25 protein-coding genes are annotated in these 24,677 nt (G+C 60.1%); 10 read left to right on the forward strand and 15 right to left on the reverse strand.

The genetic code is table 11. From position 1 onward, the window contains the following. Positions 1 to 22 precede the first annotated feature (22 nt). Both ACR3E4_RS09935 and sfsA read right to left on the reverse strand, forming a co-directional pair. Complete coding sequence (locus tag ACR3E4_RS09935; RefSeq protein ID WP_480535775.1) at positions 23 to 619, reverse strand: hypothetical protein; 597 nt, start codon at positions 617 to 619, stop codon at positions 23 to 25. Between the two features lie 930 nt (positions 620 to 1,549). Continuing rightward, positions 1,550 to 2,251, reverse strand: coding sequence for a DNA/RNA nuclease SfsA (gene sfsA, locus ACR3E4_RS09940; RefSeq protein ID WP_480535776.1), 702 nt, complete (start codon positions 2,249 to 2,251; stop codon positions 1,550 to 1,552). 51 nt (positions 2,252 to 2,302) lie between these two features. Between sfsA and ACR3E4_RS09945 the strand changes: the two genes are divergently transcribed. The 4 genes from ACR3E4_RS09945 to ACR3E4_RS09960 are packed head-to-tail and all read left to right on the forward strand — an operon-like array spanning position 2,303 to position 5,214. Continuing rightward, entirely contained in the window at positions 2,303 to 3,025 is a 723-nt protein-coding gene (locus ACR3E4_RS09945) for a competence/damage-inducible protein A (protein WP_480535778.1), read from the forward strand. After that, positions 3,022 to 3,732 carry a GNAT family N-acetyltransferase gene (locus ACR3E4_RS09950; protein WP_480535779.1) on the forward strand — a complete coding sequence of 237 codons (711 nt, stop codon included), beginning with the start codon at positions 3,022 to 3,024 and terminating at the stop codon, positions 3,730 to 3,732. The genes ACR3E4_RS09945 and ACR3E4_RS09950 overlap by 4 nt, the downstream gene beginning before the upstream one ends. Before the next feature lie 10 nt (positions 3,733 to 3,742). Then, positions 3,743 to 4,315, forward strand: a complete 573-nt coding sequence (locus ACR3E4_RS09955) for a peroxidase-related enzyme (RefSeq protein ID WP_480535781.1) — start codon at positions 3,743 to 3,745, stop codon at positions 4,313 to 4,315. Beyond that, on the forward strand, positions 4,312 to 5,214 hold the full coding sequence (locus tag ACR3E4_RS09960; protein ID WP_480535782.1) for an OmpA family protein: 903 nt from the start codon (positions 4,312 to 4,314) through the stop codon (positions 5,212 to 5,214). The genes ACR3E4_RS09955 and ACR3E4_RS09960 overlap by 4 nt, the downstream gene beginning before the upstream one ends. 136 nt (positions 5,215 to 5,350) lie before the next feature. Here ACR3E4_RS09960 and ACR3E4_RS09965 read toward each other — a convergent pair whose 3' ends face one another. Continuing rightward, positions 5,351 to 6,256, reverse strand: coding sequence for a LysR family transcriptional regulator (locus ACR3E4_RS09965; RefSeq protein ID WP_480535783.1), 906 nt, complete (start codon positions 6,254 to 6,256; stop codon positions 5,351 to 5,353). Between the two features lie 228 nt (positions 6,257 to 6,484). On the opposite strand from ACR3E4_RS09965, the gene ACR3E4_RS09970 reads away from it, so the two are divergent. Beyond that, positions 6,485 to 6,925, forward strand: coding sequence for a DUF4399 domain-containing protein (locus tag ACR3E4_RS09970; protein ID WP_480535784.1), 441 nt, complete (start codon positions 6,485 to 6,487; stop codon positions 6,923 to 6,925). A 23-nt stretch (positions 6,926 to 6,948) separates the two neighbouring features. Here the strand turns inward: ACR3E4_RS09970 and ACR3E4_RS09975 are convergent, their stop codons facing one another. The 3 genes from ACR3E4_RS09975 to ACR3E4_RS09985 all read right to left on the reverse strand — a co-directional run bounded on the left by ACR3E4_RS09975 (position 6,949) and on the right by ACR3E4_RS09985 (position 9,716). Continuing rightward, the gene (locus ACR3E4_RS09975) at positions 6,949 to 7,341 is read right to left on the reverse strand and encodes a hypothetical protein (RefSeq protein WP_480535786.1); all 393 of its coding nucleotides are present in this window, start codon (positions 7,339 to 7,341) and stop codon (positions 6,949 to 6,951) included. Continuing rightward, positions 7,338 to 7,589 (reverse strand): hypothetical protein, encoded by a 252-nt coding sequence (locus ACR3E4_RS09980; RefSeq protein WP_480535787.1) that lies wholly within the window; start codon positions 7,587 to 7,589, stop codon positions 7,338 to 7,340. Before ACR3E4_RS09980 ends, ACR3E4_RS09975 begins: the two co-directional genes overlap by 4 nt. Positions 7,590 to 7,688: 99 nt before the next feature. Beyond that, a complete protein-coding gene (locus ACR3E4_RS09985) occupies positions 7,689 to 9,716 on the reverse strand; it encodes an FAD-dependent oxidoreductase (protein ID WP_480535789.1) in 2,028 nt (675 codons plus the stop codon). Between the two features lie 137 nt (positions 9,717 to 9,853). Here ACR3E4_RS09985 and ACR3E4_RS09990 point away from each other — a divergent pair, with 137 nt between their 5' ends. Beyond that, positions 9,854 to 10,339: an RNA pyrophosphohydrolase gene (locus ACR3E4_RS09990; protein ID WP_480535791.1), complete on the forward strand. Its 486-nt coding sequence runs from the start codon at positions 9,854 to 9,856 to the stop codon at positions 10,337 to 10,339. Positions 10,340 to 10,360: 21 nt separating this feature from the next. Here ACR3E4_RS09990 and ACR3E4_RS09995 read toward each other — a convergent pair whose 3' ends face one another. Then, positions 10,361 to 11,020 (reverse strand): NYN domain-containing protein, encoded by a 660-nt coding sequence (locus ACR3E4_RS09995; protein WP_480535792.1) that lies wholly within the window; start codon positions 11,018 to 11,020, stop codon positions 10,361 to 10,363. A 152-nt stretch (positions 11,021 to 11,172) separates the two neighbouring features. On the opposite strand from ACR3E4_RS09995, the gene ACR3E4_RS10000 reads away from it, so the two are divergent. Together ACR3E4_RS10000 and ACR3E4_RS10005 are read left to right on the forward strand one after the other, a co-directional pair. Next, positions 11,173 to 12,558: a radical SAM protein gene (locus ACR3E4_RS10000; RefSeq protein ID WP_480535793.1), complete on the forward strand. Its 1,386-nt coding sequence runs from the start codon at positions 11,173 to 11,175 to the stop codon at positions 12,556 to 12,558. Beyond that, the gene (locus tag ACR3E4_RS10005; protein ID WP_480535795.1) at positions 12,555 to 13,394 is read left to right on the forward strand and encodes a DUF547 domain-containing protein; all 840 of its coding nucleotides are present in this window, start codon (positions 12,555 to 12,557) and stop codon (positions 13,392 to 13,394) included. Before ACR3E4_RS10000 ends, ACR3E4_RS10005 begins: the two co-directional genes overlap by 4 nt. Positions 13,395 to 13,433: 39 nt before the next feature. On the opposite strand, the gene ACR3E4_RS10010 is transcribed toward ACR3E4_RS10005, so the two are convergent. Further along, on the reverse strand, positions 13,434 to 14,423 hold the full coding sequence (locus tag ACR3E4_RS10010) for an adenosine kinase (RefSeq protein ID WP_480535796.1): 990 nt from the start codon (positions 14,421 to 14,423) through the stop codon (positions 13,434 to 13,436). Beyond that, positions 14,420 to 15,064: an endonuclease III gene (gene nth, locus ACR3E4_RS10015; RefSeq protein WP_480535798.1), complete on the reverse strand. Its 645-nt coding sequence runs from the start codon at positions 15,062 to 15,064 to the stop codon at positions 14,420 to 14,422. The genes ACR3E4_RS10010 and nth overlap by 4 nt, the downstream gene beginning before the upstream one ends. 115 nt (positions 15,065 to 15,179) lie before the next feature. On the opposite strand from nth, the gene ACR3E4_RS10020 reads away from it, so the two are divergent. After that, the gene (locus tag ACR3E4_RS10020) at positions 15,180 to 16,022 is read left to right on the forward strand and encodes a methylated-DNA--[protein]-cysteine S-methyltransferase (RefSeq protein WP_480535800.1); all 843 of its coding nucleotides are present in this window, start codon (positions 15,180 to 15,182) and stop codon (positions 16,020 to 16,022) included. Positions 16,023 to 16,077: 55 nt separating this feature from the next. Here ACR3E4_RS10020 and ACR3E4_RS10025 read toward each other — a convergent pair whose 3' ends face one another. Beyond that, positions 16,078 to 17,517: an aldehyde dehydrogenase family protein gene (locus tag ACR3E4_RS10025; RefSeq protein WP_480535802.1), complete on the reverse strand. Its 1,440-nt coding sequence runs from the start codon at positions 17,515 to 17,517 to the stop codon at positions 16,078 to 16,080. Between the two features lie 212 nt (positions 17,518 to 17,729). Between ACR3E4_RS10025 and ACR3E4_RS10030 the strand changes: the two genes are divergently transcribed. Then, positions 17,730 to 18,380, forward strand: a complete 651-nt coding sequence (locus tag ACR3E4_RS10030; RefSeq protein WP_480535804.1) for a peroxiredoxin — start codon at positions 17,730 to 17,732, stop codon at positions 18,378 to 18,380. A gap of 121 nt (positions 18,381 to 18,501) precedes the next feature. On the opposite strand, the gene ACR3E4_RS10035 is transcribed toward ACR3E4_RS10030, so the two are convergent. From ACR3E4_RS10035 to ACR3E4_RS10055, 5 genes are all read right to left on the reverse strand, one after another. After that, positions 18,502 to 19,329, reverse strand: a complete 828-nt coding sequence (locus ACR3E4_RS10035; RefSeq protein ID WP_480535806.1) for a class I SAM-dependent methyltransferase — start codon at positions 19,327 to 19,329, stop codon at positions 18,502 to 18,504. Positions 19,330 to 19,455: 126 nt separating this feature from the next. Next, the gene (gene pnp / locus ACR3E4_RS10040) at positions 19,456 to 21,606 is read right to left on the reverse strand and encodes a polyribonucleotide nucleotidyltransferase (RefSeq protein WP_480535808.1); all 2,151 of its coding nucleotides are present in this window, start codon (positions 21,604 to 21,606) and stop codon (positions 19,456 to 19,458) included. 276 nt (positions 21,607 to 21,882) lie between these two features. Further along, on the reverse strand, positions 21,883 to 22,983 hold the full coding sequence (locus ACR3E4_RS10045) for a Hint domain-containing protein (RefSeq protein WP_480535810.1): 1,101 nt from the start codon (positions 22,981 to 22,983) through the stop codon (positions 21,883 to 21,885). A 213-nt stretch (positions 22,984 to 23,196) separates the two neighbouring features. Further along, positions 23,197 to 23,466: a 30S ribosomal protein S15 gene (gene rpsO, locus ACR3E4_RS10050; protein WP_480535812.1), complete on the reverse strand. Its 270-nt coding sequence runs from the start codon at positions 23,464 to 23,466 to the stop codon at positions 23,197 to 23,199. A gap of 144 nt (positions 23,467 to 23,610) precedes the next feature. Further along, positions 23,611 to 24,627 (reverse strand): calcium-binding protein, encoded by a 1,017-nt coding sequence (locus ACR3E4_RS10055; protein ID WP_480535814.1) that lies wholly within the window; start codon positions 24,625 to 24,627, stop codon positions 23,611 to 23,613. Between the last annotated feature and the right edge of the window lie 50 nt (positions 24,628 to 24,677).

A 24,677-nucleotide genomic window follows, 5' to 3' on the forward strand; every position in this document is an offset into this window, starting at 1 on the left:
TCAAATTGAGAAACCTCAATCGTCAGACAGGTCCGCCAAATCCCAAAACGGCCGGATCAGCGCTCAACGCTGGCCAAAGGCGCCATTGCCGCGATAGCGGCTTCGTCCTTTCGGCAAGCAGGCAGAGACCATTGTATGACCTCTGCCCCATCACTTCATCTATTGAAGAACGACGGGCGCGTATCTCCTTGATTTTCTCCTTGTAGATCTCGCTGTCTCCAAAATCGAAATGGGGCTCATAGACACCAAGTTCGGTAAACGTCAGGCGGTCATCGTAAACCGCCACCTGTTCCTTCAACCGATCCAACAATTTGCGCTTTTCCGAATACGAGGTGCGTGTGTCTTGAATCTCGTTGTCCAACTCGGTCGCCTGCTTTTTAAGGCGTTCCACTTCGTCCTCGATGGAAATGATCGCCGAGTGTTTGGCTTTGACAGCGCTTACCGCCTCATCCCGTTCCTCGATTTCACAGGATGCTTTTTCAGTTTCTTGCGTGCCAGAAGCCAGAGGATGAGGAGGAGAGGTGCGCTCAAATGCCAGGCGAGCGCGGCAAGTGCAAAAGGGTCCATGAAACTTCCTGAAAGCTTTGAATTGAAAATGGGGTGCAGCGACACAACTCAAAGGGTATTCACACCATCCGCATGCTGCAAACAGAATTCTTGTTGGAAACCAATATCTTTGCCTTTGTGGGGATGCCCGGTTTGACCCGAATTAGGCATCCACTTCTCTGACCAGTTGGACGGCGTCCGGGACAACGCTTCCACTCATCTTAGATGATTTCGGATTTGTGCAGCATCTCTCGCGTACGGCATGTCACCAGACGATTGCGCTGGAATTGCCACCACGGCATCGCACTCCAAGCAAACAGCGATGAGAATGTCCTCAGCGATCTCGACACCTCCATCAAACGGAACATCGCGTTTTTGGAGCTCTGTCTCTCTCGCGTCGCGGCAGGTCTCGCAATTTGCTCGGTTTCTATCGCCAGTCCTGTGAACCGCTTGATCCTCGCAGACGAAAGTGAAGAGACCGTACCATTTTTTGTCAAGTCCCGACCAGCGGGATCGCGGCTGAGGTCACTCCACAAGTGTCTCAAAAACCTTACAAAATCATCTTTTCACGCCCTAACCTTTCGGGTATGAATCATAGGAAATGGGGCCGTTTGTGAGTCTCGCAAAACGTTTTTCTTTTGGGTTCTTGGGCGTTTGCGAGTGAAAACAGATTGCGAATTGTTTTGAGTAATCGTCGCGAATTTCTTTGGGTGACAACCGGTGAATTTTCTCAATGTTTCCGAAAGGGAGCGCGAACGTGTTCGCGGCGTACTACAGAGATTGCCCCAGTGCATCACCCAACATCCGCAGGGGTATCCATCGGAACAATAGGCAAAAGATGACCGAATGGTCAGGTTGGGCTTCGCGTGTGATCCAGGCATCGTTGTTGCCTGTGAATTCGATGTTTGTCCTAGGTATATTCCGGCAATCATTTGTTGCAGTGGGCACTGTTTATTTCGCGGCATCCTGCAGGAATTTGAGGAAAGAGCCAGAGCGTCAGTTATTAGTCGCTCTGCCAGCTTAGCGTGGGATCAACCCAGACCCCTTCGGGCGTAATACGGGTTCCGATGATCAGGCGCTCGATTTCTTCGGCGGCTTCATATGTTGCCGCATAGGCCGGGTCGATATCGGTCGCCAGCGCAAACCGGTCGCAATCGGTGCGTTGAACGAGATACAGCATCACCGCCCGGTGCCCCTGCGCCGCCATCGCCGCCAGTTCGCCCAGATGTTTGGTGCCGCGCGCGGTGACGCTGTCGGGAAACTCGGCCAGACCGGGCTGGCGCGACAGGGTGACGCTTTTGACCTCGACATAGGCATCGGGCAGGCCGGGTTGGGTGAGCAGGAAATCGATGCGGCTGTTCTCGCCATATCTGACCTCTGGTGTTACGGTTTCATAGGCCGCCAGTTCGGGGATCTCGCGCGCCTCCAGCGCGATCCGCAGCGCCCGGTTCGGGACCGAGGTATCGACGCCAGTGAAATGCCCGTTCTCGTGATCCACCAGTCGCCAACCGAATTTCAGCTTTTTCTTCGGATCGTCGTTGGGTTCCAGCCAGATTTTCTCGCCCGGTTCCGCCAGACCCATCATCGAGCCGGGATTGGCGCAATGGGCGGTGACCTCGCGCCCGTCCTCTAGCAGGCAATCGGCCAGAAAGCGTTTGTAGCGGCGGATTAGGCGGGCGGGGACAAGGGGGGTTTCAAATCGCATGGCCTAGGGCCTATACCTGCCCTAAGGGCCGATCAAGAGGGAGGGCGTGCCATGGCCAATCCAACCGCCGCAATGCTGGTGATCGGGGATGAGATCCTCTCGGGCCGCACCCGCGATGCCAACATGCATTACCTGGCCGGAGAGCTAGCAAAGCAGGGCATCGACCTGAAAGAGGTCCGTATCGTCAGCGATGATGCCCCGGCGATCGAGACCGCCGTCAAGGCCCTGTCCGAGGCCCATGACACCGTGTTCACCAGCGGCGGCATTGGCCCGACCCATGACGATATCACCGCCGATTGCATCGCCCGCGCCTTCGGGGCGCATATCGATGTCCGCGCCGACGCCCGCGCCCTGCTTGAGGCGCATTACGACAAATCGGGGCTGGAACTGAACGACGCCCGCCTGCGCATGGCGCGCATCCCGGACGGGGCGGAACTGATCGACAATCCGGTTTCGACTGCGCCGGGCTTCACGCTTGGGAACGTGCATGTCATGGCCGGTGTGCCGCTGGTTTTTCAGGCGATGGTTGCAAGTGTTTTGCCATCGCTCACCGGCGGCAGCCCGCTTTTGTCACAAACCCTGCGGGTGGATCGGGGCGAGGGCGATATCGCCGCAACACTGGGGCTGCTGGCGGAGGATTTCGACGATCTGTCCATCGGCTGCTATCCGTTTCAGATCAACGGTGTCTTTGGCGCCAATGTGGTGATCCGCGGCACTGAAGGCAGCCGCATCGACGCCGCCATCACCCGCCTCGCGAAAGAGCTTGAGCTTTGAGCGCCAACTGGTCCGCGATTGTCGACGCCACATGGCCCGCCGCGGGCTATGAGACGCTGGGGCCTTTTCGGCTGCGTCAGGGACAGGGCGGTGGGTCGCGCGTGTCTGCCGCCAGCCGGATCGGCGCGGTGACGGACGCAGATATCGACGCCGTCGAGGCCGCGATGCAGACCATGGGCCAGAAATGGATCTTTTGCCTGTGGCCGGGGGATGAGGTGCTGGACGCGCAGCTTGCCGCGCGTGGCTACGACATTCTCGATCCGGTCAATATCTACACCTGTCCTGTTGCGAATCTGACCGATATTCCGGTCCCACGCGTGACCGTGTTCAACATCTGGGAACCGCTGGCGATCATGCGCGAAATCTGGGCGCAGGGCGGCATCGGGCCGGAACGGCTGGCCGTCATGCACCGGGCGCAAGGATCGAAAACGGGCCTGTTGATACGCCGCAGCGATCAGCCCGCGGGTACCGGTTTCGTTGCCATTCATGATGGCATCGCCATGGTGCACGCGCTGGAAATCCTGCCCGAACATCGCCGCCACGGCATGGGTGCATGGGCCATGCGCGCCGCGGCTTTCTGGGCGCTGGACAATGGCGCTGAGACCCTTAGCGTGATCTGCACCAAAGCGAATGAAGGGGCCAACGCGCTCTACCGCGCGCTGGGGATGGAGATCGCCGGAGAATACCACTACCGGCAACGCGTATGAGGAGAGCGACGTGACCACACAGGATCAGCCCACCGCCCTGAATCTGCCTCAGCTGGACCCGCTGCCGCCAGAGACGCAGAAATACTTCGATATCTGTGTCGAAAAGCTGGGCATGGTGCCCAACGTGCTGCGCGCCTATGCCTTCGATATCGACAAGCTGAACGCGTTCACGGCGATGTATAACGATCTGATGCTGGCCGAAAGCGGGCTGTCCAAGCTGGAGCGTGAGATGATCGCCGTGGTCGTCTCTTCGATCAACAAATGTTTCTATTGCCTCGTGGCGCATGGCGCAGCGGTGCGGCAGCTTTCAGGCGACCCGCAACTGGGCGAGATGCTGGTGATGAACTACCGCGTCGCGCCGCTGGATGACCGTCAGCGCGCGATGCTGGATTTCGCCGCCCAGATGACCCATGCCAGTGCAACGGTCGAAGACGCAGACCGCCAGCGCCTGCGTGATGCTGGCTTTAGCGACCGCGATATCTGGGACATTGCCAATGTCACCGGCTTTTTCAACATGACCAACCGCGTGGCCAGCGCCACCGCGATGGTCCCGAACCCAGAATACCACGCCCAGTTCCGATGATCCTGCGCCTCTCTCTCAGCTTCATTCTGTTGGCTTGCCCCGCGCTGGCACAAGACCTGATCCTGCCGCCCAGCGCCCGTCAGGTCAGCGAACGGGTCAGTGCGCTTGGCAGCTATGATCTGCCGACCAGCGTGTTTGCCAACGGCGCGGTGCCGTCTCGCACGGTCGAGGGCCGGGTCGAACGCCTGACCTGGCGCTTGCAGACCGGCTCCAGTACCACGCTGCAGATTCTTGCGCCTCTGCGGGATCAGTTGCAGGCACAGGGCTATGACATCGCTTTCGAATGCGAGGCCCGCAGCTGCGGCGGCTTCGATTTTCGTTTTGGCACCGAGGTGGTGCCGACGCCCGACATGTATGTGGCGATCCACGATTACCGCTTTCTCGCTGCCACCAAGGGTGAGGATGCGCTGAGCTTGCTGGTCAGCCGCAACGAGCCTGAAGGCTATGTGCAGATGATCCGCGTCTCGCCGGTCGGATCCCAGCCGGCTCCACCGCTGGTGATTGAAGAAACGGTTGATGGCGCGGCGGGTCTTTTGAGCGAACTGAACCAGAACGGGCACGTGATTCTGGACGATCTGCATTTCCGTACCGGCGAGGTGGTGCTGGGCGAGGGGCCCTTTGCCTCGCTGACCTTGCTGGCGGGCTATCTGACCGACAATCCGCAGATGCGTCTGGCGCTGGTCGGGCACACAGACGACACCGGCGCCTTACAGGCCAATATTACTGTCAGTATGAAACGGGCCGAGGCAGTCCGAGCGCGCCTGATCGAAGCGCATGGTATCGCCCCTGACCGCATAGAGGCAGAGGGCGCAGGCTATCTCGCGCCTATCACGTCAAACGCAACACCCGAGGGTCGCGATATCAATCGCCGGGTTGAAGCGGTGCTGCTGATCAACTGAGACGACGCGCCGGAAACTTTGAAAGTTTCCGGACCGATTTCATTAAATGAAATCGGCAACTCTGATCAGAGGTGATGTGCCAAAAAAAAGACCCGTGCCTTTCAGCACGGGCCACCGAGGTACTTCAGGGAGAATTCTACCAATCCATCGGGCCTTTTTCGGCGTAAGACTCGACAAGAAAATCAATGAAGGCCCGCACCTTGGGCTGGGTGAACCGACCCGGCGGGTAAACCGCATAGACGCCCTGAACCTCGTCGGGCAGCGACGGCATGGCGTCGACCACCTCACCCGATTTCAGCGCGTCAGCGTACAGATAGCTGGGCAGATGCGCGATCCCCAACCCCGATATGGCGGCGTTCAGCAGCGACTGCCCGTCATTCACGCTCAGCCATCCGGCAGTGCGCACCTGACGCTTTTCACCCGACGGCGCGGTCAGTTTCCAAACACTGCCCGAAGACTGGCTGGAATAATGCAGCAGCTTGTGTTCGTTCAGATCGTCGATCTTTTGCGGGCGTCCGAACTGTTCGATGTATTTCGGCGATGCGACCAGACGTTTGACCGTCTCGGTCAGCTTGCGGGCGCGCAGGGTGCTGTCCTCCAGCTCTCCGATCCGCACGGCGACGTCGAACCCTTCGGAAATCAATTCGACATAGCGGTTGTTCAGCACCATGTTCACCGTAATTTCGGGAAACGCAGACAGGAATTCCGACAGGACCGGCGACAGGTGATTGACGCCGAAATCGGTGGCCACACTGATCCGCAGCAAACCAGAGGGTGCCGATTGCATCGAGGTTACCAGCGCGTCGGCCTCTCCCGCGTCATTCAGAACGCGACGGGCGCGATCGTAATAGGCCAGCCCAATCTCGGTCGGTGATACGCGGCGTGTGGTGCGGTTCAGCAGCCTTGCACCCAGCCGCGCCTCAAGGCTCGACACATGTTTGGACACGGCCGATTTGGAGATGCCCATTTTCTTGGCCGCGTCAGTGAAACCCCCTTGGTCCACCACGTTGGAAAAGGCCTCCATTTCGGTCAGTCGATCCATTCTCGTTCCCCAGGTCTTCCGTTCGTTGTCTCTTTATCGCGATCAATCTGGGCGAGAACTGGGCAGACATGGGATAATATCGGGGTTTTGATTCGGATCGTTTGCGACTGGGAAACGCCGGGCGTGCCGGGCAGCGCGCCATATGATTCAGCGCAAATCCCCGGTTTTTGGTCCTTTTCTTAATCGTGCTATGTTGAGAATGGCATTTTTGTGACCAAGGAGGAGATTATGAAAGTCCTTTTCACAGCCACCGCCCTGTGTCTGAGCGCAACGCTCGCCTGGGCCGGCGGAGAGACGCCCTCGAACCCCGACGCAACGGTCTATTTCGTCAACCTGTCTGACGGGGACACGGTGCAATCACCCGTTAAGATTGTGTTTGGTCTCAACGGCATGGGCGTTGCGCCCGCCGGGATCGAGAAAGAAAACACCGGCCATCACCACCTGCTGATCAACCGCCCGTCGCTGGGGCAGGGCGAAGATGGTGCGGATGAGCTGGCCTATGGCCTGCCCGCTGATGACAACCACATGCATTTCGGCGGCGGCCAGACCGAAGTAACACTGGACCTTGCGCCGGGCGAACACACGCTGCAACTGGTGCTGGGGGACGCAGGCCATGTACCGCACGCAACCCCGATTGTGTCCGATGTGATCACCATCACCGTCGAGTAGATTTCGCGGCGGTCCTGCCTGCCTCAGGCGGCGGCTGGCAACAGGAACACGCCGCGGGCGAGCGCCGAATTCAGCCGGTCGCTGGAATACCAGCTGCTCAACACGGATTTGGACATCAGATCCGGGTGGGCTGCAACAAAATCGTCAAAACTGCAGTCTGCTGAGTGCGCCATGCGCTCGGCGATCAGGCTCATGAAGGCGTAAGTGATGGTCAGGTTGAATTTGTCCGGCGCACCGGCTTTTGCGGCAAGGGCCCTGATCCCTTTGGCATAGATCGCCGCAGCATCGATAAAATCATACTTGCGCAACAGGTCGAAGGCCACCCGAACATGTTCGGCATGTCCGAATGTGGCGTTGTCGATCGCGTGTGCTTCAAAAGCGCGGGTGATGTCGGCGCATTGGATCGGTTTGCTCATTCGTCCTGCTCCTTGAATTTGTGGCTGTTCTCGGCTGTCCAGTCGAAATCGTAGACGGTTTTGAGCTGTTTGATCTTTTCCAGCGTGTCTGCGGAAAAGGGTGGCTTGTTCTCAAAACTGTACAGGACGATGCCTTCGATCAGATCGCCAACTGTCATATCCAGCGACTCGGCCAGCCCCTTCAGAACTTTCAGCAGCCGCTTTTCGATGCGGATTCCCGTTTGCGTGCGTTCAATTTTCGTATCCATGAGGTACATATGTACCTGTTTACCAAAAAGTCAAGCGCCACAAAAAAAGCCACGCCTTTCGGCGCAGCTTTCTGTCGCAAGTAAAATGGACCCGTTGGCTCAGAAGGTCGCCGCCAGCCGGGTGCCCTGATTGATTGCGCGTTTCGCATCCAGTTCGGCGGCCACATCCGCGCCGCCGATGACGTGACAGGCGATGCCGCGGTCGCCAAGCTCATCAGCCAGCGACCGGTCCGAGACCTGTCCCGCGCACAGCACGATTGTCTCTGCCGGGATTACGGTCGGATCTTCGCAGGCCTCGCCAAAGCTGACATGCAGGCCGTCTTCGTCGATGCGTTCGTAGTTCACGCCGCCCACGAAATTGACGTCCTTCATCTTCAGCGTGGCCCGGTGAATCCACCCGGTCGTCTTGCCCAGCCCTTTGCCATGCCGTTGCGCCTTGCGCTGCAACAACGTGACCTGACGGGCAGGGGCGGCGGGTTGTGGTCCTTCGGGCGCAAGGCCCGCACGGTGCTGTTCCGGATCACTCACGCCCCATTCCTTCATCCAGGCGGGCAGGTCGGTGGTGAGGCTATGCCCGTCCTCAAGCAGGAACTCGGACACGTCAAAGCCGATCCCGCCCGCGCCGATCACGGCGACGGATTTGCCGACTTCGGCCTCGCCGCGCAGCACGTCGATATAGCTGAGGACATTGCCCCGGTCCTGCCCCGGAATCTGCGGATCGCGCGGGGTAACGCCAGTGGCGATGACCACCTCGTCAAAGCCGGTCAGATCGTCGGCGCTGACCTCGCGGTTCAGCTCAACCTTGACGCCCAGATCGTCCATCATGGTGCGGTACCAGTCGACGAGGCCCCAGAACTCCTCTTTCCCCGGCACCTGCTTGGCCATGTTCAACTGACCGCCGATCTCGGATGCGCGGTCAAACAGGGTGACATCGTGCCCGCGCTGGGCCGCTGTCATCGCGGTGGACAGGCCCGCAGGGCCGGCACCGACAATGGCAACAGTCTTGCGATTCTCAGCCTCACCGATCACCAGTTCCGTCTCGTGACAAGCGCGTGGGTTCACCAGACACGAGGTCAGCTTGCCGCTGAATGTATGATCCAGACAGGCCTGATTGCAGGCGATGCAGGGCGCGATCTTGGCGGCCTCGCCCGCAATCGCCTTGCTGACGAAATCCGCATCCGCCAGCATCGGTCGCGCCAGCGAAACCATATCGGCGCACCCCGAGGACAGAACCTCTTCGGCCACCTCCGGTGTGTTGATCCGGTTCGAGGTGATCACCGGGATCGAAACCTTGCCCATCAGCTTTTTCGTCACCCAGGCAAAGGCCGCGCGCGGCACGCTGGTGGCGATGGTCGGTATCCGCGCCTCGTGCCAGCCGATACCCGTGTTGATGATCGTCGCCCCGGCCTGTTCGATCCTCTGCGCCAGCTCCACCACTTCCTCATGGGTCGAGCCGTTGGGCACCAGATCGATCATCGACAGGCGGTAGATGATGATGAAATCGGTGCCGACGGCCTCGCGCGTGCGGCGCACCACTTCGATGGGCAGGCGCATCCGGTTTTCGTAGGACCCGCCCCAGCGGTCGGTGCGCTTGTTGGTATGGGTCACCAGAAACTGGTTCAGGAAATACCCTTCGGACCCCATGATCTCGACCCCGTCATAGCCCGCCTTCTGGGCCAGCACGGCTGCATTCACAATATCGCTGATCTGTTTCTCGATCCCGTCCTCGTCCAGCTCATGTGGCGGGAACGGAGAGATCGGGGATTTCACCGGGCTGGGCGCCACGCATTTCGGCCCGTAGGCATAGCGCCCCGCATGCAGGATCTGCATCGCGATCTTGCCACCGGCCTCATGCACGCGCTGTGTTACGATGGAATGGTTCGCGACCTCGGTATCATTCGTCATCATCGAGGCCCCTGGCAGGACCGAGCCTTCAAGGTTCGGACCAATCCCGCCCGTCACCATCAGCGCCACGCCGCCGCGCGCGCGGTCGGCATAGAACTCGGCCACCCGGTTCCAGTCGCCAGTCTCTTCCAGCCCGGTATGCATCGACCCCATCAACACGCGGTTCTTCAGCGTGGTAAATCCCAGATCCAGCGGCGCCAGCATGTTTGGGTACGCAGTCATGGCGAACTCTCCCTCCCGAATTTGCGGGTTAGATTGACCTTCGCGTCACCTTTGTCACGCGAAACCTAACGTCATTCCCTTTGCCTTCGGCGCGCCACTTGCTAGAGACGCTGCAAAGCTTGTTGACGAGGCCGCGCATGACCCCTGACCAGATCGCCAGACTGCCCTATCGCCCTTGCGTGGGGCTGATGCTGATGAATGCCGAGGGCAAGATTTTTGTCGGTCAGCGCAATGACCGCCACAAGGACGCCTGGCAGATGCCTCAGGGCGGTGTGGACAAGGGCGAGGACCCGCGCGATGCCGCCCTGCGCGAGCTGTGGGAGGAAACCGGCGTGACCGCCGATCTGGTCGAGATCATCGCCGAAACCGACGGCTGGCTGCCCTATGATCTGCCCCACGACATCGTGCCGAAAATCTGGAAAGGCCGCTTCCGCGGGCAAGAGCAGAAATGGTACCTGATGCGCTTCACCGGCCGGGACGACCAGATCAATATCGCAACCGATCACCCCGAGTTCACCCATTGGAAATGGCAGGACCCCGCGCGCCTGACCGCCGAAATCGTGCCGTTCAAGCGTGCGGTCTATGAACAGGTGGTTGCCGCCTTTGCCGAACATCTGCGCTGAGCGCCCAGCTGCTTCAAAGCTTCAACGCAAAAACCCCTCTGGTTTGAAGCGAACATGCGCATCTGGACCCTTCGGATCCAAATCGTATAACCCTACGCGCTTGGCCAGATATCCCCGCCAGGTTTTTTCCGGGCGGGTACTGATCTTGATGTCATGATGCTTTCTCATGCGCACATTCAGGTCGGCAATCAGAATGCCTTGTCCGTTTTGGCTACTCGCAGCAATCACGTCCTTTATGTCCTGATCTAGTTGAGTGACACTGTGATCAGTTGGAGCTTTCTGCCTACCGCCTAGCTCGATGAACTCAGTACATTTCGCACGCACCGATAGTGGCGTTTTATTTTCACCGACGCCTAGTGCCACCAGCCCCAACTCACGTAAGCGACAGTGGAGATGAGAAAAATCACCATCTGAACTGCCGATAACGATGACGTCGATGGTGTTGCGCAACGCGAGTTCGATTGCATCGATCGCCAGCAGAATGTCAGTCGCGTTCTTACCTGTACCGCTATGAACAAGCCGAAAGGCAGATGCTTCATGCCAACCCGAACATTTCTGGGCGTTCATATAGACGCGCCCGATATCGATCTGCCCAGCGTTTTGGCCAATTCGTAGAATTTCGGCCTGATGGGTTGGGCTAACGTTGTCTCCATCAATCAGCACTGCGACACGTCTGATCATGCGCACCTCAATCCATAAACTCAATCAGGTCTGAGTAGTGTCATTTTGAGGCAAAACTTTGACCTGCTCCCTTCGATCACCTCAACCTCATGACCTGACAACTTGCCGTGAGTGGCATGGCGCTGGGCCACATGCCTCCCTAGCCTCTGAGGATGAAAGACAGCGCAAATCACCAAATTTCAAACGCCAACGGTACAGCCCCGGCAGGTCGCCGATTTCATGGGGCTGACCGCCGCGCGCCGCTGCGAGACGGGCTCTGGTCCGCTGGTGAATACGGCCCCGACCAGACGGCGGGCCGGTTCTATCCGATTGCCTGCGTCGCGCTTGAGGTAACGCAGCGCTGCAATCTGGATTGTTCGCTCTGTTATCTGTCGGACCGGGCCGAGATGACCTATGATCCCCCGCTCTCGGTCCTGTTCGCGCGGCTGGCGACGATCCGCAGCCACTATGGCCCCGGTGTCTCGGTCCAGCTGACGGGAGGCGATCCGACGCTGCGCAAGATCGAAGACCTTGAAGCGCTGTGCCGCGAGATCAGGCGTCTGGGCATGCGCTCGTGCCTGATGACCAACGGAATTCGCGCCAGCCGGGCCAAACTGACACGACTGGCCGCCGCCGGGCTGGACGACGTGGCCTTTCACGTCGACCTGACGCAGGAGCGTCGCGGGTTCGGGACCGAAGTTGAACTGAACACCGTCCGCAGTGCCTATATCCGTCGGGCCGAGGGGCTGGGGCTGCGCGTCCTGTTCAACACCACCGTGTTCGAGGGCAATTTTGCCGAATTGCCCGCGCTTGCGCGGTTCCTGCGCGACCAGCCTGAAGTTGCGTTCGTTTCCTTCCAGATGCAGGCCGATACCGGGCGCGGGGTGCTGCGCGAACGGCCCGACATGATCACGCAGCACAGTGTCATGCGCGCGGTGGAGCAGGGGTATGAAACCTCGCTGCATTTCGATACCGCCGCCGTGGGACATTCCCGCTGCAACCGCTATGCCAGCGTGATCGCGGCGGGCGGCAAGGCCTGGTCGATCCTGTCGAACCGCAAGCTTGTCCATCGCGTGATTGAGGCGCTGGAACAACAGGACCGATCGAAGGACGGGCATCTGGACATTCACGACAGCGTGCGACGTCTGGCGCTGCGCCACCCGCTGCTGGCGCTGCGCGTCGCCGCGCATTTGGTGGGCTGTACGCTGCGGCTTGGCACCGGTTTGCTGCGGGGGCCGGTGCGGCGGCAGGCGGTGTTCGTCCATAACTTCATGGCGGCTGATGCATTGGAGGAGGATCGCTGCGCCTCCTGCGTGTTCATGGTCGCCACGGCCAACGGCCCGCTGTCCATGTGTGTCCACAACGCTCAGCGCGATCTGCATCTCGCCGCGCCGGACCGAGTCGAGGCAGATGACGGGCCGCTTTGGTGGAATTCGGCCTCTCGCGATCTGACCGACACCCCCGATCTGCCCGACCTGCACGATCCGGAACTGGCACCGCTGAAAAAGCTCAAAGGTCAGTTGCGGGCGGCACGGTCACGCCGGAAAGAAATCTCATGAGAGCCTTCTTAGTCCTCTTGCTGCTGCCGCTGCTGGCTGCCTGCGCCAGCGTCGAGCGTCTGGCCTTGCCCTCGGCGGCACCCTTGCCGGATACCGCGCTGACCCGATCCGCCCCGCCGCCCGGAGACCATGTCGATCATCGGGACTGGAGCGCCTTTCTGTCCCGATATGTCACCACAGATGCGCAAGGCGTGAACCGTGTGGCCTATGGGCAGGTCTCACGGGCAGATCGAGCCCGGTTGGAGGATTATCTGAGCGATCTGCAATCGGTGGACCCCGGCGCGCTGACCCGGGATCAGCAACTGGCCTATTGGATCAATCTGTACAATGCGCTGACCGTTGATCTGATCCTTGAAAACTACCCCGTCGCTTCGATCCGGGACATCACAGATGGCGCGTTTTCCTTTGGCCCTTGGGACCGGCCTCTGGCGCAGGTTGCCGGGCGACGTCTGACGCTGAATGATATCGAGCATCGCATCATCCGGCCCGGCTTTGACGAGCCGCGCATCCACTATGCGCTGAACTGTGCGGCCGTGGGATGCCCCAATCTGATGGGCCGGGCGTGGCAGGCCGAAACGCTGGAGCGAGATTTGGCCACCGCCGAGCGCGCCTATGTCAACGACCGGCGCGGGGTGCGGTATGATGCGCGCGGGCGGCTGATCCTGTCCAAGATCTATATTTGGTTTCGCGAGGATTTCGGACCGAACGAGAAAGCGGTGATTGCCTATCTTGAAACGGCGGTAGAACCGGAATTGCGCGCGAGATTGCAAGACGCCCGGCGTGTGAACGCTTATGAATATAACTGGGCCCTGAACGACGCTGCTGGTGGTTCATAGCCGCGCGGAATCAAGGCCGCAGGCCGCCGCGGTCCCGACTCAGAGCAGCCCTTCTTCCCGCAACAACTCCTGCATATTCGCTTCCGGTCTCGGCCCGATATGGCTGATCACCTCACGGGCGCAGACATTGCCGATCTTGGCACAGGTCTCGTAATCGCGGCCCGTGGCCATGCCGTAGAGGAACCCGGCAGCGAACTGGTCGCCTGCGCCGGTGGCATCCACTGGCACCACCTTTTCAACGGGCACGTCAATGCGTTGACCGTCGTGCAGAACAGTCACGCCGTCGCCCGAGCGGGTACAGACGATCAAAGGGCAAATCTCGGCGGTTTTCACCAAGGCAACTTCCAGATCATCGGTTTCGAACAGCGACTTGATCTCGGCCTCATTGCCGATGACGAAATCCAGCTCGTTCTCGATCAGCAGAAGGAAATCGACCCGGTGCCGTTCCACGCAGAACGGATCGGAAATGGCGATCCCGGCCTTGCCACCGCCCTTGCGACAGGTACGCGCAGCCTCAAGGAACGCGGCTTTGCCCTTTTCCTTATCGAACAGATAACCCTCAAGGAACATGAGCTGGCTGCTGCCCGCCACATCGCCGGACACATCTTCGGACGACAATTCCGACGAAATCCCCAGATAGGTATTCATCGACCGCTCACCATCGGGCGAGACAAAGATCATCGAGCGTGAGGTCGGCAGCTCTCCGCCCGGCACCGGCGGGTTGACGAAATCCACCCCGTCCTCGTTCATCGCGTCCGCATAGAATCGGCCCAGGGCGTCGTCATGCACGCGTCCGATAAAGGCCGCATCCAGCCCCAGCGCACCTGCGCCCGCAATCGTGTTCGCGACCGAGCCACCCGGCGTCTGCACCCGGCTTTCCATCGAGGCGTAAAGCAGCTCGCCCCGCTCCTGCTCGATCAGTTGCATGATGCCCTTTTCGATGCCCATCAGTTCCAGAAAACTGTCATCGGCCTGGGAAATCACGTCCACGACGGCATTCCCGATGCCGGTCAGTTGGTAGGTCTTCATATGGTTTTGTCCTCGAATTTGCAGAGATCACGGATGATGCAGGTGGGGCATTGCGGCTTGCGCGCCTTGCAATGGTACCGGCCATGCAGGATCAGCCAGTGATGTGCATGCAGTTGAAAGTCGGCAGGGATGTTGTCTTCGATGGCCCGCTCGACCGCGTCCACGTCCTTTCCGGGACAGATGCCGGTGCGGTTGCCGACGCGGAAGATATGGGTGTCGACCGCCTGCGCCGGTTGCCGCCACCACATGTTCAGCACAACATTGGCGGTCTTGCGGCCCACCCCGGGCAGCGATTGCAGCGCGGCACGGGAATTGGGCACTTCGCCGCCGTAGTCGTCGACCAGAATGCGGCTCAGCTTGATCACGTTCTTGGCCTTCTGGCGGAACAGGCCGATGGTTTTGATGTGTTCGATCAGCCCCTCTTCGCCCAGATCCAGCATCTTTTGCGGCGTGTCGGCGATCTTGAACAGTTCGCGCGTGGCCTTGTTGACGCCCGTATCGGTCGCCTGCGCCGAAAGCGCTACGGCGACGACCAAAGTATAGACGTTCACATGTTCCAGCTCGCCCTTGGGTTCGGGGTCGGCGTTCTGAAAACGCGTAAAGATCTCGCGGATCGTATGGTAATCGAGTTGCATTGCCATCCGCGCCTTAATGCCGCCCGCCGGGCCGTGACACAAGCCCTAAGCCAATGCGCAAGTTCCGGGTCGCGGGGCCGTGACCCGCACGCTATGATCTGGTCAGAAAACGAGGTCTGCCATGAACATCCAGAACCATGAAAGCGGCTATCACTACAACGTCATGCGCCGGGCGATCGACCTGATCGATCAGGGCGGCGAAGCCCTCAGCCTCGAGGAACTGGCGCGCCAGATGGATATGAGCCCGGCGCATTTCCAGCGCCTGTTCTCGCGCTGGACCGGCGTGTCGCCGAAGCGCTATCAGCAATACCTGACACTGGGTCACGCCAAGGCGCTGCTGCGCGAACGGTTCACCACGCTGGAAACCGCCCATAACGTAGGCCTGTCGGGCAGTGGCCGTTTGCATGATCTGTTCCTGAAATGGGAATCTATGAGCCCCGGCGAATACGCCCGCAAGGGCCAAGGGCTGACGATCTATTGGGGCTGGTTTCCAAGCCCCTTTGGCCCGGCGCTGGTGATGGGCACCGACAAGGGCATTTGCGGCATCGCCTTCGGCTCCGAGACCAGCGAGGATGCGGCGATGGCGGATATGGTATCCCGCTGGCCGCAGGCGGAGTTTCTGGAAAACCCCGGTCGCCTGCACCTGTGGGTGCAAAGCGCCTTCGGGGCCGAACGGTCCGAGACACCGCTGCATCTCATCGGCTCCCCTTTGCAGATCAAGGTGTGGGAGGCGCTGATGCACATCCCATCGGGTCAGGTGACGACCTATTCCGAGATCGCCCAGCGTGTCGGCTCGCCACAAGCGGTGCGCGCCGTGGGCACGGCGGTGGGGCGCAACCCGGTCAGCTGGCTGATCCCCTGCCACCGCGCCTTGCGCAAATCCGGTGGTCTGGGCGGCTATCACTGGGGCCTGCCGGTGAAACGCGCCATGCTGGCCTATGAGGCCGCTCAGGCGGATGCCTGAGAAAACAGAGCGAGGCGCCCTTGGGCGCCTTACATCTTGATAGTTCCTTTTCGCGTTACTCTGTCGCCCAGCCGCCGACGGCCTTGACCTCAAGGAAATCCTCCAGACCCCAGACGCCGCCTTCGCGCCCGTTGCCGGATTGTTTCATGCCGCCAAAGGGCGAGCCTGCGCTGCGCGACTGACCGTTCATCTCGACCATGCCCGAGCGCAACGCGCGCGCCATGCGGTTGGCGCGGTCGCCATCCTGCGTCTGGACATAGTTGGTCAGCCCGTAGGGCGTGTCATTGGCGATCTTGATGGCCTCTTCCTCGGTATCAAACGGGATCATGGTCAGAACCGGGCCAAAGATCTCCTCGCGCGCGACAGTCATCTGGTTGTTGGCATCGGCAAACACCGTGGGACGCACGTAGTAGCCCTTGTTCAGCCCCTCGGGCCGACCGGTGCCGCCGGCAACCAGACGCGCGCCCTCGTCGATGCCCTTCTGGATCAGGTCCTGAATCTTGGTCCACTGAACCTCGTTCACCACCGGCCCGATATGACGGCCTTCCTCGGTGGCCGGACCGACCGCGACCTTGTTCGCCACCTCGGCGGCGGTCTCGACCGCTTGGTCATAGATCGGACGCTGCACCAGCATGCGACTGGGCGCGTTGCAGCTTTGGCCGGTGTTGTTCATCATGTGCAGAACGCCACGCTTCACGGCCTTTTCATCCGCATCGGCAAAGACCACATTCGCGCCCTTGCCGCCCAGCTCCAGATGCACCTTCTTCAGCGTATCCGCCGCGTTCTTCGAAATCGCCGTGCCTGCACGGGTCGAGCCGGTGAAGCTGACCATATCCACATCCGGATGGCCTGAGAGTTGCGAGCCAACACCCACGCCGTCGCCGTTCACCAGATTGAAGACGCCAGCCGGAAACCCGGCTTCATCCATCATCTCGGCAAAGATCATCGCGTTCAGAGGGCTCTGTTCCGAGGGTTTCAGAACCATCGTACAGCCCGCAATCGCCGCCGCGCCGACCTTCAGCGTGATCTGGTTCATCGGCCAGTTCCACGGCGTGATCAGGGCAGCCACGCCGACGGCCTCATAGATGATCCGGTCGTTCGGCGCATGATCGCCCAGCGGGCGTTCGAACTGAAACGCCTTTGCTGCGCGGATGAAGTTCTTCAGATGCCAGATCCCGGCCCCGACCTGCTGGCTGCGGGACATGTCGATGGGCGCACCCATTTCATGCGACATCGCCTGTGCCAGATCCTCGGTCCGGGTGCTGTAGACCTCGACCAGCTTTTCCACCAGCGCGATACGCTCTTCGACCGGTGTCGCCATCCAGCCGGGCAGGGCGGCCTTGGCCGCAGCAACGGCGGCATCCGTATCGGCGGCGCCGCCCAGCGAGATCACCGCGCAGGGTTCCTCGGTCGAAGGATCGATGACCTGAAAGTCATTGGCTGCCGCCGGTTGGATCCACTGGCCATTGATATAGAAATCGCGTTTTTCGATCATCTGAATCTCTCCGCATTGCGTTACATTCGACCGCACGGTCGGTTTTGCTGCACACTCTGTCATTGCTGTGCCGACGGAGCAAGGGAAAGCTTTGGCCGATGTTGTGATCTGCGAACTTACCCTGCGTCAGGGTAAAGAGGTTTAACCTGCCGCCAAAGTGATTAAGTTTGCACCAACCGACTCGGTTCACATACCAACAGAGGAGATGCCCCATGGGTTTACGCATCAATGACACCGTCCCGAATTTCACCGCAGAAACGGATCAGGGCACCATCCAGTTCCACGACTGGATCGGCGACAATTGGGCCATCCTGTTCTCGCACCCCAAGGACTTCACCCCTGTCTGCACCACCGAGTTCTCGGCGGTTGCGCAGTTGAACGATGAATGGGCTGCGCGGGGCACCAAGGTGATCGGCGTTTCGGTCGACGGGGTCGAAGACCACAAGAAGTGGAAGAAAGACATCGAGGCCTATGGCAACGCCAATCCCGGCTTCCCGATCATCGCCGATGATGGTCTGGCCGTGTCCAAAGCCTTCGATATGCTGCCCGCCGAGGCCTATCTGCCCGATGGCCGCACCCCGGCCGACAGCGCCACCGTGCGTTCCGTGTTTATCATCGGTCCTGACAAACAACTGAAACTGTCGATGACCTATCCGATGACCGTGGGTCGCAACTTTGCCGAGATCCTACGGGCGCTGGATGGATTGCAGATGTCGGCCAAGGGCGTGGCCACACCGGCGAACTGGGTGCCCGGAGAGGACGTGATCATTCCGCCCGCCGTGTCCAACGAAGATGCCAAGGAAAAGTTCGGCGAGTTCGAGACGATCTTCCCCTATCTGCGCAAGACCAAGGCCCCGTCCTGATTGGGACCGGGTCAGGGGGGCTGTCTGCCCCCCATCGCGCCGGTGCGCGATTCCCCCCGAGGATATTTCTGGCCAGATGAAGCGGGCGGGGGAGGCGTACTGTTTGCAGCACTAAAAAGCGTCAGGCCTTGATTGCCGACACGATCACCGATGGGGCTGGAACCCGGTAACCCTCGGTGTGGCGAACCCCCTCAGAGCGGGTACGGGTGGCAAGATCGGCGCGGATAGCGGCACGGTTTGCATCCGGTTGCCCACCCAGCAGCGAGGCCGCTCGGACGGCCCCGCGGTCGAACGCATCAAACAGGGCCTCGGGCTCGGTCAGGCCAAGTTCGGTTGCAATATTATCCGAGGTGGCGGCGGCAAAGCCTGCGTCAGTAACCATGGATGCGGCGACTCTGCTGTCAGCGAGCAGGTGGGCGTCTGGCCCTTCGGGCAGCGTCACAGTCGGATCACCCAGACGCCCGACCGCATCGAACAACCAGCCAAATGCGCCTTCGGATCCCTGACCCTGCCAGATCGAGAATGCCAGCCGCCCGCCCGGTTTCAGAACCCGCGCGGCCTCGGACAGGCCGCGTAGCGGGTCGGGGAAATGGGGAACCCCGAAGCCAATTGTAACAGCGTCAAAGCTGCGATCCTCAAAGCCCATGGCCATCGCGTCGCCCTGCAAGAATTTGGCCAAGGGGACGGCAGAGCGGGCCAGCGCGATCATGGGTTCGGAAAAATCGAGCCCAACAACCGAGGCTCCGCGCGCCACCAATGCGGACGCTACCACCCCATGCCCTGTGCACAGGTCCAGCACGCGGGTCTGCGGCCCGGCCTGCACTGCACTTGCCAACCGTTGCGCGACCTCGCGGGTGGCGACCGCAAAGCTGTCGGCATAGCCTTGGGCAATGGCCGGATCGGACCAGCCATTGAGTTCCATTTCCTCGAATGCGGTTCTGTCTGTCATGGTCGAGCCGGTCAATCTGATCCCGACCCTAGCACGTCAGCATGGCTCTGCGATAGATTTGGCGAGCGCAAGAAAAAAGACCCCGGCCAGAACCGGGGTCTTTCGTGTTTGCGATGAGGCGGCAGATTAGTCTGCGCTTTCCTCTTTCTTTTCTTTCTTCTCCGGCACGATCTCTTCGCCGGTTTCCTGATCGACGACTTTCATCGACAGGCGCACCTTGCCGCGATCATCAAAGCCCAGCAGCTTAACCTTCACTTCCTGACCTTCCTTCAGAACGTCCGACGGATGGTTCAGGCGGCGATTTTCGATCTGGGACACGTGCACCAGACCGTCGCGCTTGCCAAAGAAGTTCACGAAGGCACCGAAGTCGACGATCTTGACCACTTTACCGGTGTAGATCTGACCCTCTTCCGGCTCAGCAACGATCGAGTGGATCATCTCATAGGCCTTCTTGATCGATTCACCATCGGGCGAGGCGATCTTGATGACGCCATCGTCGTTGATGTCGACCTTGGCACCCGAAACTTCAACGATTTCGCGGATGACCTTACCGCCCGAACCGATCACTTCGCGGATCTTGTCGGTCGGGATGTTCATGGTTTCGATGCGCGGGGCGTGGACCGAGAATTCGTTGGTCTCGGACAGGGCTTTGCCCATCTCACCCAGAATGTGCATCCGGCCGTCCTTAGCTTGCGCCAGGGCTTTCTCCATGATCTCGGGCGTGATGCCTGCAACCTTGATGTCCATCTGCAGCGAGGTGATGCCGTTTTCGGTACCCGCAACCTTGAAGTCCATGTCGCCCAGGTGGTCTTCGTCACCCAGAATGTCCGACAGGATGGCATATTCGCCGTCATCTTCCAGGATCAGACCCATGGCCACACCGGCAACCGGTGCTTTCAGCGGAACACCCGCATCCATCATCGACAGCGAACCGCCGCAGACCGACGCCATCGAGCTGGAGCCGTTGGATTCCGTGATCTCCGACACGATACGGATCGTGTAGGGGAAGTCGGTCGCCGCAGGCAGAACCGCCTGCAGGGCGCGCCATGCCAGCTTGCCGTGGCCGATCTCACGACGGCCGGGGCCACCCACGCGGCCAACTTCACCAACCGAATACGGAGGGAAGTTGTAGTGCAGCAGGAAGTTCGATTTGAAGTTGCCGTGCAGCGCGTCGATGAACTGTTCGTCGTCACCGGTGCCCAGCGTGGTCACGGCCAGCGCCTGTGTTTCACCACGGGTGAACAGGGCGGAACCGTGGGTCCGCGGCAGCATCGAAGTTTCCGCAACGATCGAACGGATATCGGTGGTCGAACGACCGTCGATCCGCTTGCCGCCTTTGACGACGTCGCCGCGCAGGATGCCAGCTTCCAGCTTTTTCATCGCGGAACCGAGGTTGCCGTCTTCCAGCTGCTCTTCGGTCAGCGCTTCCTTGATCGCTTCACGGGCAGCGGCAACAGCGGCAGTGCGCTCTTGCTTGTCAGTGATCGCGAAGGCGGCGCGCATCTGCTCTTCACCGGCAGCCGAAACAGCGGCGGACAGCTCCGAGTAATCGGGCGCAACGAATTCAAACGGCTCTTTCGCGGCTTCTTCGGCCAGCGAGATGATCAGGTCGATCACGGGCTGAATCTGCTCATGCGCGAAGTTTACCGCGCCCAGCATTTCCGCCTCGGACAGTTCGTACGCTTCCGATTCCACCATCATCACGGCGTCTTTGGTGCCGGCAACAACCAGGTCCAGACGCTGTTCAGGGTTCAGGCGCAGGTCCTGCATGTCGTCGACGGTCGGGTTCAGAACGTATTCGCCATCCTCGAAACCAACGCGGGCACCGGCGATCGGACCCATGAACGGCGCGCCGGAAATGGTCAGAGCGGCGGAGGCCGCGATCATCGCGACGATGTCGGGATCGTTGACCAGATCGTGGCTCAGCACGGTGCACATCACCAGAACTTCGTTCTTGAAGCCGTCAACGAACAGCGGGCGGATCGGACGGTCGATCAGACGCGCGGTCAGCGTCTCTTTCTCGGTCGGGCGCGCCTCGCGTTTGAAGAAGCCACCCGGAACCTTACCGGCGGCATAGTATTTCTCTTGGTAATGTACGGTCAGCGGGAAAAAGTCCTGACCGGGTTTTTGCGCCCGCGCAAAGGTCACGTTTGCCATGACGCTGGTTTCGCCCAGCGTGGCAATCACGCTGCCGTCGGCCTGACGGGCAACCTTGCCGGTTTCCAGTGTGAGCGTCTCTTCGCCCCACTGCATCGATTTTTTCGTTACATCAAACATATGCGTATCCTAGAACGGAGCACTCCCGCCCCTGCGGGTCTCCGGTTTGCATGGCGGCCCCATTGCCGCCGACCCCACTTTATCTTCCATTCGAGTGCCGGGGTCAGGGCACAACGTCTCAGATGCAGCGCGCATACATGAGAATGCGTGGGAAGAAAAGGGGAAGTGCGCTTTGCCCCACCGGTCAGGAGCGGGTGTCAGCGACCGGCCTTACGGGGCGTGGGTCACGGGGTGCCTTCGGTTTGGGAAACACCCCGTGAAATCGTCGGTGCAAGGTCAGAAAGACGCCAGCACGCGGGCTTCGCGGGATTTCAGTAAGGGCCGGGTCGGAGGGTATGGCGTGTTGTTCTGCGCCTCCAGTTCCGGAAACAGGTCGAGGATTTCCGCGCGCAGGTCCTTGTCGAGGCTGTTCAGGCCAACATTGCCGGGCAGGAAACTCTCGGTCGCGGCACCGTTGCTGTAGATGATCTCGTGACGGTCAAAGAGGATGTGAAAATACTGAACCTCATCACAGGGCTGCAGGCGGATGGTGTCGTCATTTACCAGCGACTTGGCAGCGACCAGACATTCCGCTTCGCCAAACAGCATCTCGGCCTTCCACCCGGTCAACAAGACGCGGTGGTTTTGCGAGACGACAAGGTCACGATCATTGCCGATTGCGCCTGTGCGAAACACAATCGGCGCGCGGTTGCTGGTGCCGGGCACAGGGCGCCCGCCCAGCCAGCGGATCGGTTGCGCGCCATTGTCTTTGGTCAGCACCAGATCGCCCACACGAAGATCCTCAACCGCGACCGGCCCGGCCGGGGTTTCGATCAGAGTGCCGCGCGCAAAACACGGTGGCGGCGGCGGGACGTCGAAGGTGAAATCGCTGATCCCCGATCCACCGGTTGTCGAACCATCCGGCGCAGGGGTCGAGGTTATGACAACCTGTGACACCGGCCCGGCGGTCGAGAAAGTCAGACCGTTGGGAATTCCGGTGTCCGGGTCGATCAGGATATTGCCATTGGCATCCTGAGTGATGTTGATCGTTCCGCCCGAGCTTTGCGTGATCGTGATACTCGAAAGAGGGATCGGTTGCCCGTTCTCATCCAGAATAAGCACCCGATAGCCATCGTTGAACGATCCACTTGCATTCACCCCGTCCAGGCTGAAGGACAGATTGGTCACATCGTTGGAAAAGCTGAAATCAGCGGTGTTTTCACCTGTCGCGAAATTCGAGTTGATATCGTTCCCGGATCCACCCGGATCGTCCGTTACCCAACTGCCGGTGAAGTCTGCTGTGACGGTTGTCGAGTTTGCCCCATCCGCGACAACGGTACTGCCATCTTGTGCCGTGCCTGTGCCATCCAGCCATACAGCTTGATCCAGTGTCGCCATTGCGTGTACTCATTAACATTACAAAACCAGTGAATAACTGCACGAAATCCACGGCACTGGTCAACCGCAGAATTCACCAGAGTAAACAGGGGATTTAGGGCAAGTCTCTGTCTTAACGCGGGAAAAACAGGGGCCGGAACGAAAAAACGCCCACCATGTGGCGGGCGTCTGAAAGGGTCTTGTGGCGGGTCTGAAAACCCGCGCAATCCGTGCTTAGCGGCGGATGCCGAGGCGTTTGATCAGGTCCTGGTAACGCGCTTCTTCTTTGCCCTTCAGATAGTCCAGCAGCTTACGGCGCTGAGCAACCATCTTCAGCAGACCGCGACGACCGTGGTTGTCTTTTTTATGGGTCTTGAAGTGCTCGGTCAGGGTGTTGATGCGCGAGGTCAGGATGGCAACCTGGACTTCCGGCGAACCGGTGTCGCCGTCCTTGGTTGCGAATTCTTTCATGACGCGTGCTTTTTCAGCAGTTGTGATCGACATCGGGGTCTCCTTTAAAAGGTTAGAGTTGATGGCGCAGGCCGGGATGTCGTCCAGCTCAGGCCCATGGAGAAAACCGCACCGATTCCGATGCGGATGGGCGCGTATAGGCGCTTTTGGCGTGAATGGCAAAGGGATTCTGGTGGCTTAGCCGGTCGCGGTCATTTGCGCCAGATACGCCTCGGTTACCAGTTGAATATCGTCAACGGTTAACCCCTCGGCCCCGTAAAGCTGGGCAACCTCTTCCCCGTTCACGCGAACATGAGTCAGGTCATTGCTTTCACTGTCTTTTTCGATCTCGATATCGGGTTCCTCAGGACCTTCCCAGGTGACCAACAGCTTGTCCTGGCCCACCTGGAAATCCATGATCGTGACGCTGTCCTGTTCTGCTTCGGTCTGAACCACGACCTCGTCACTGCCTGCGCCACCCGTCACCACATCGCCGCCCTGCGCGATCAGGATGTCGTCTCCCGCCCCGCCATTGAGGAAATCGCGAGCCTCTTCGCCCGGCCCGTCGTCACCGGTCAGAACATCGTCGCCATCGCCCCCGAACAAAGCGTCTTCGCCCGCGCCCCCGGCCAGATAATCGGCGCCCTTGCCGCCTTGCAGTGCATCGTCGCCTTCGCCGCCCTCCAGCCTGTCGTCATCCTGACCGCCATAGAGGTTGTCATCGCCGTCACCACCCAGCAGGGTATCTGCACCGAAATGGCCATAAAGAGTGTCGTCACCGGACTGCCCGGACAAAACATCCGCGCCCGCGTCGCCGTGCAACACATCATTCCCGGTGTTGCCCATCAGCACGTCGTCACCTTCGCCGCCATGCAGATCATCGTTCCCCGTACCGCCATCGATCAGATCGTCGCCGCCATATCCGTTGATCTGATCGTCGCCCTCTTGCCCGGTCAAGGCGTCCGCGCCCTCATCGCCGGCGATGATCAAATCGCCTTCGTGGTCAGAGATTACCTCACCTTTGCCGACTTCCTCAGGATCAGCGGGTTGGTCGATGTTCTCGTCAGCGTCCAGCAGGTTGCCCGTGGGCACGTCTTCCGCGCCCGTGTCTTCGATGCGGTCGTCCTCATCCTCCTCCTCGGGGGCCAGGAGATCTCCCATCGCATAGGCTGCGCCGCCTATGGCGGCCAGTCCGAACAATCCGGCAAGAAACATGACACCCTCCGCAAGCACATCGCTTCGAGTGTGAAATATCCCATGCGATC

The organism is Ruegeria sp. AP11 (assembly GCF_056535865.1).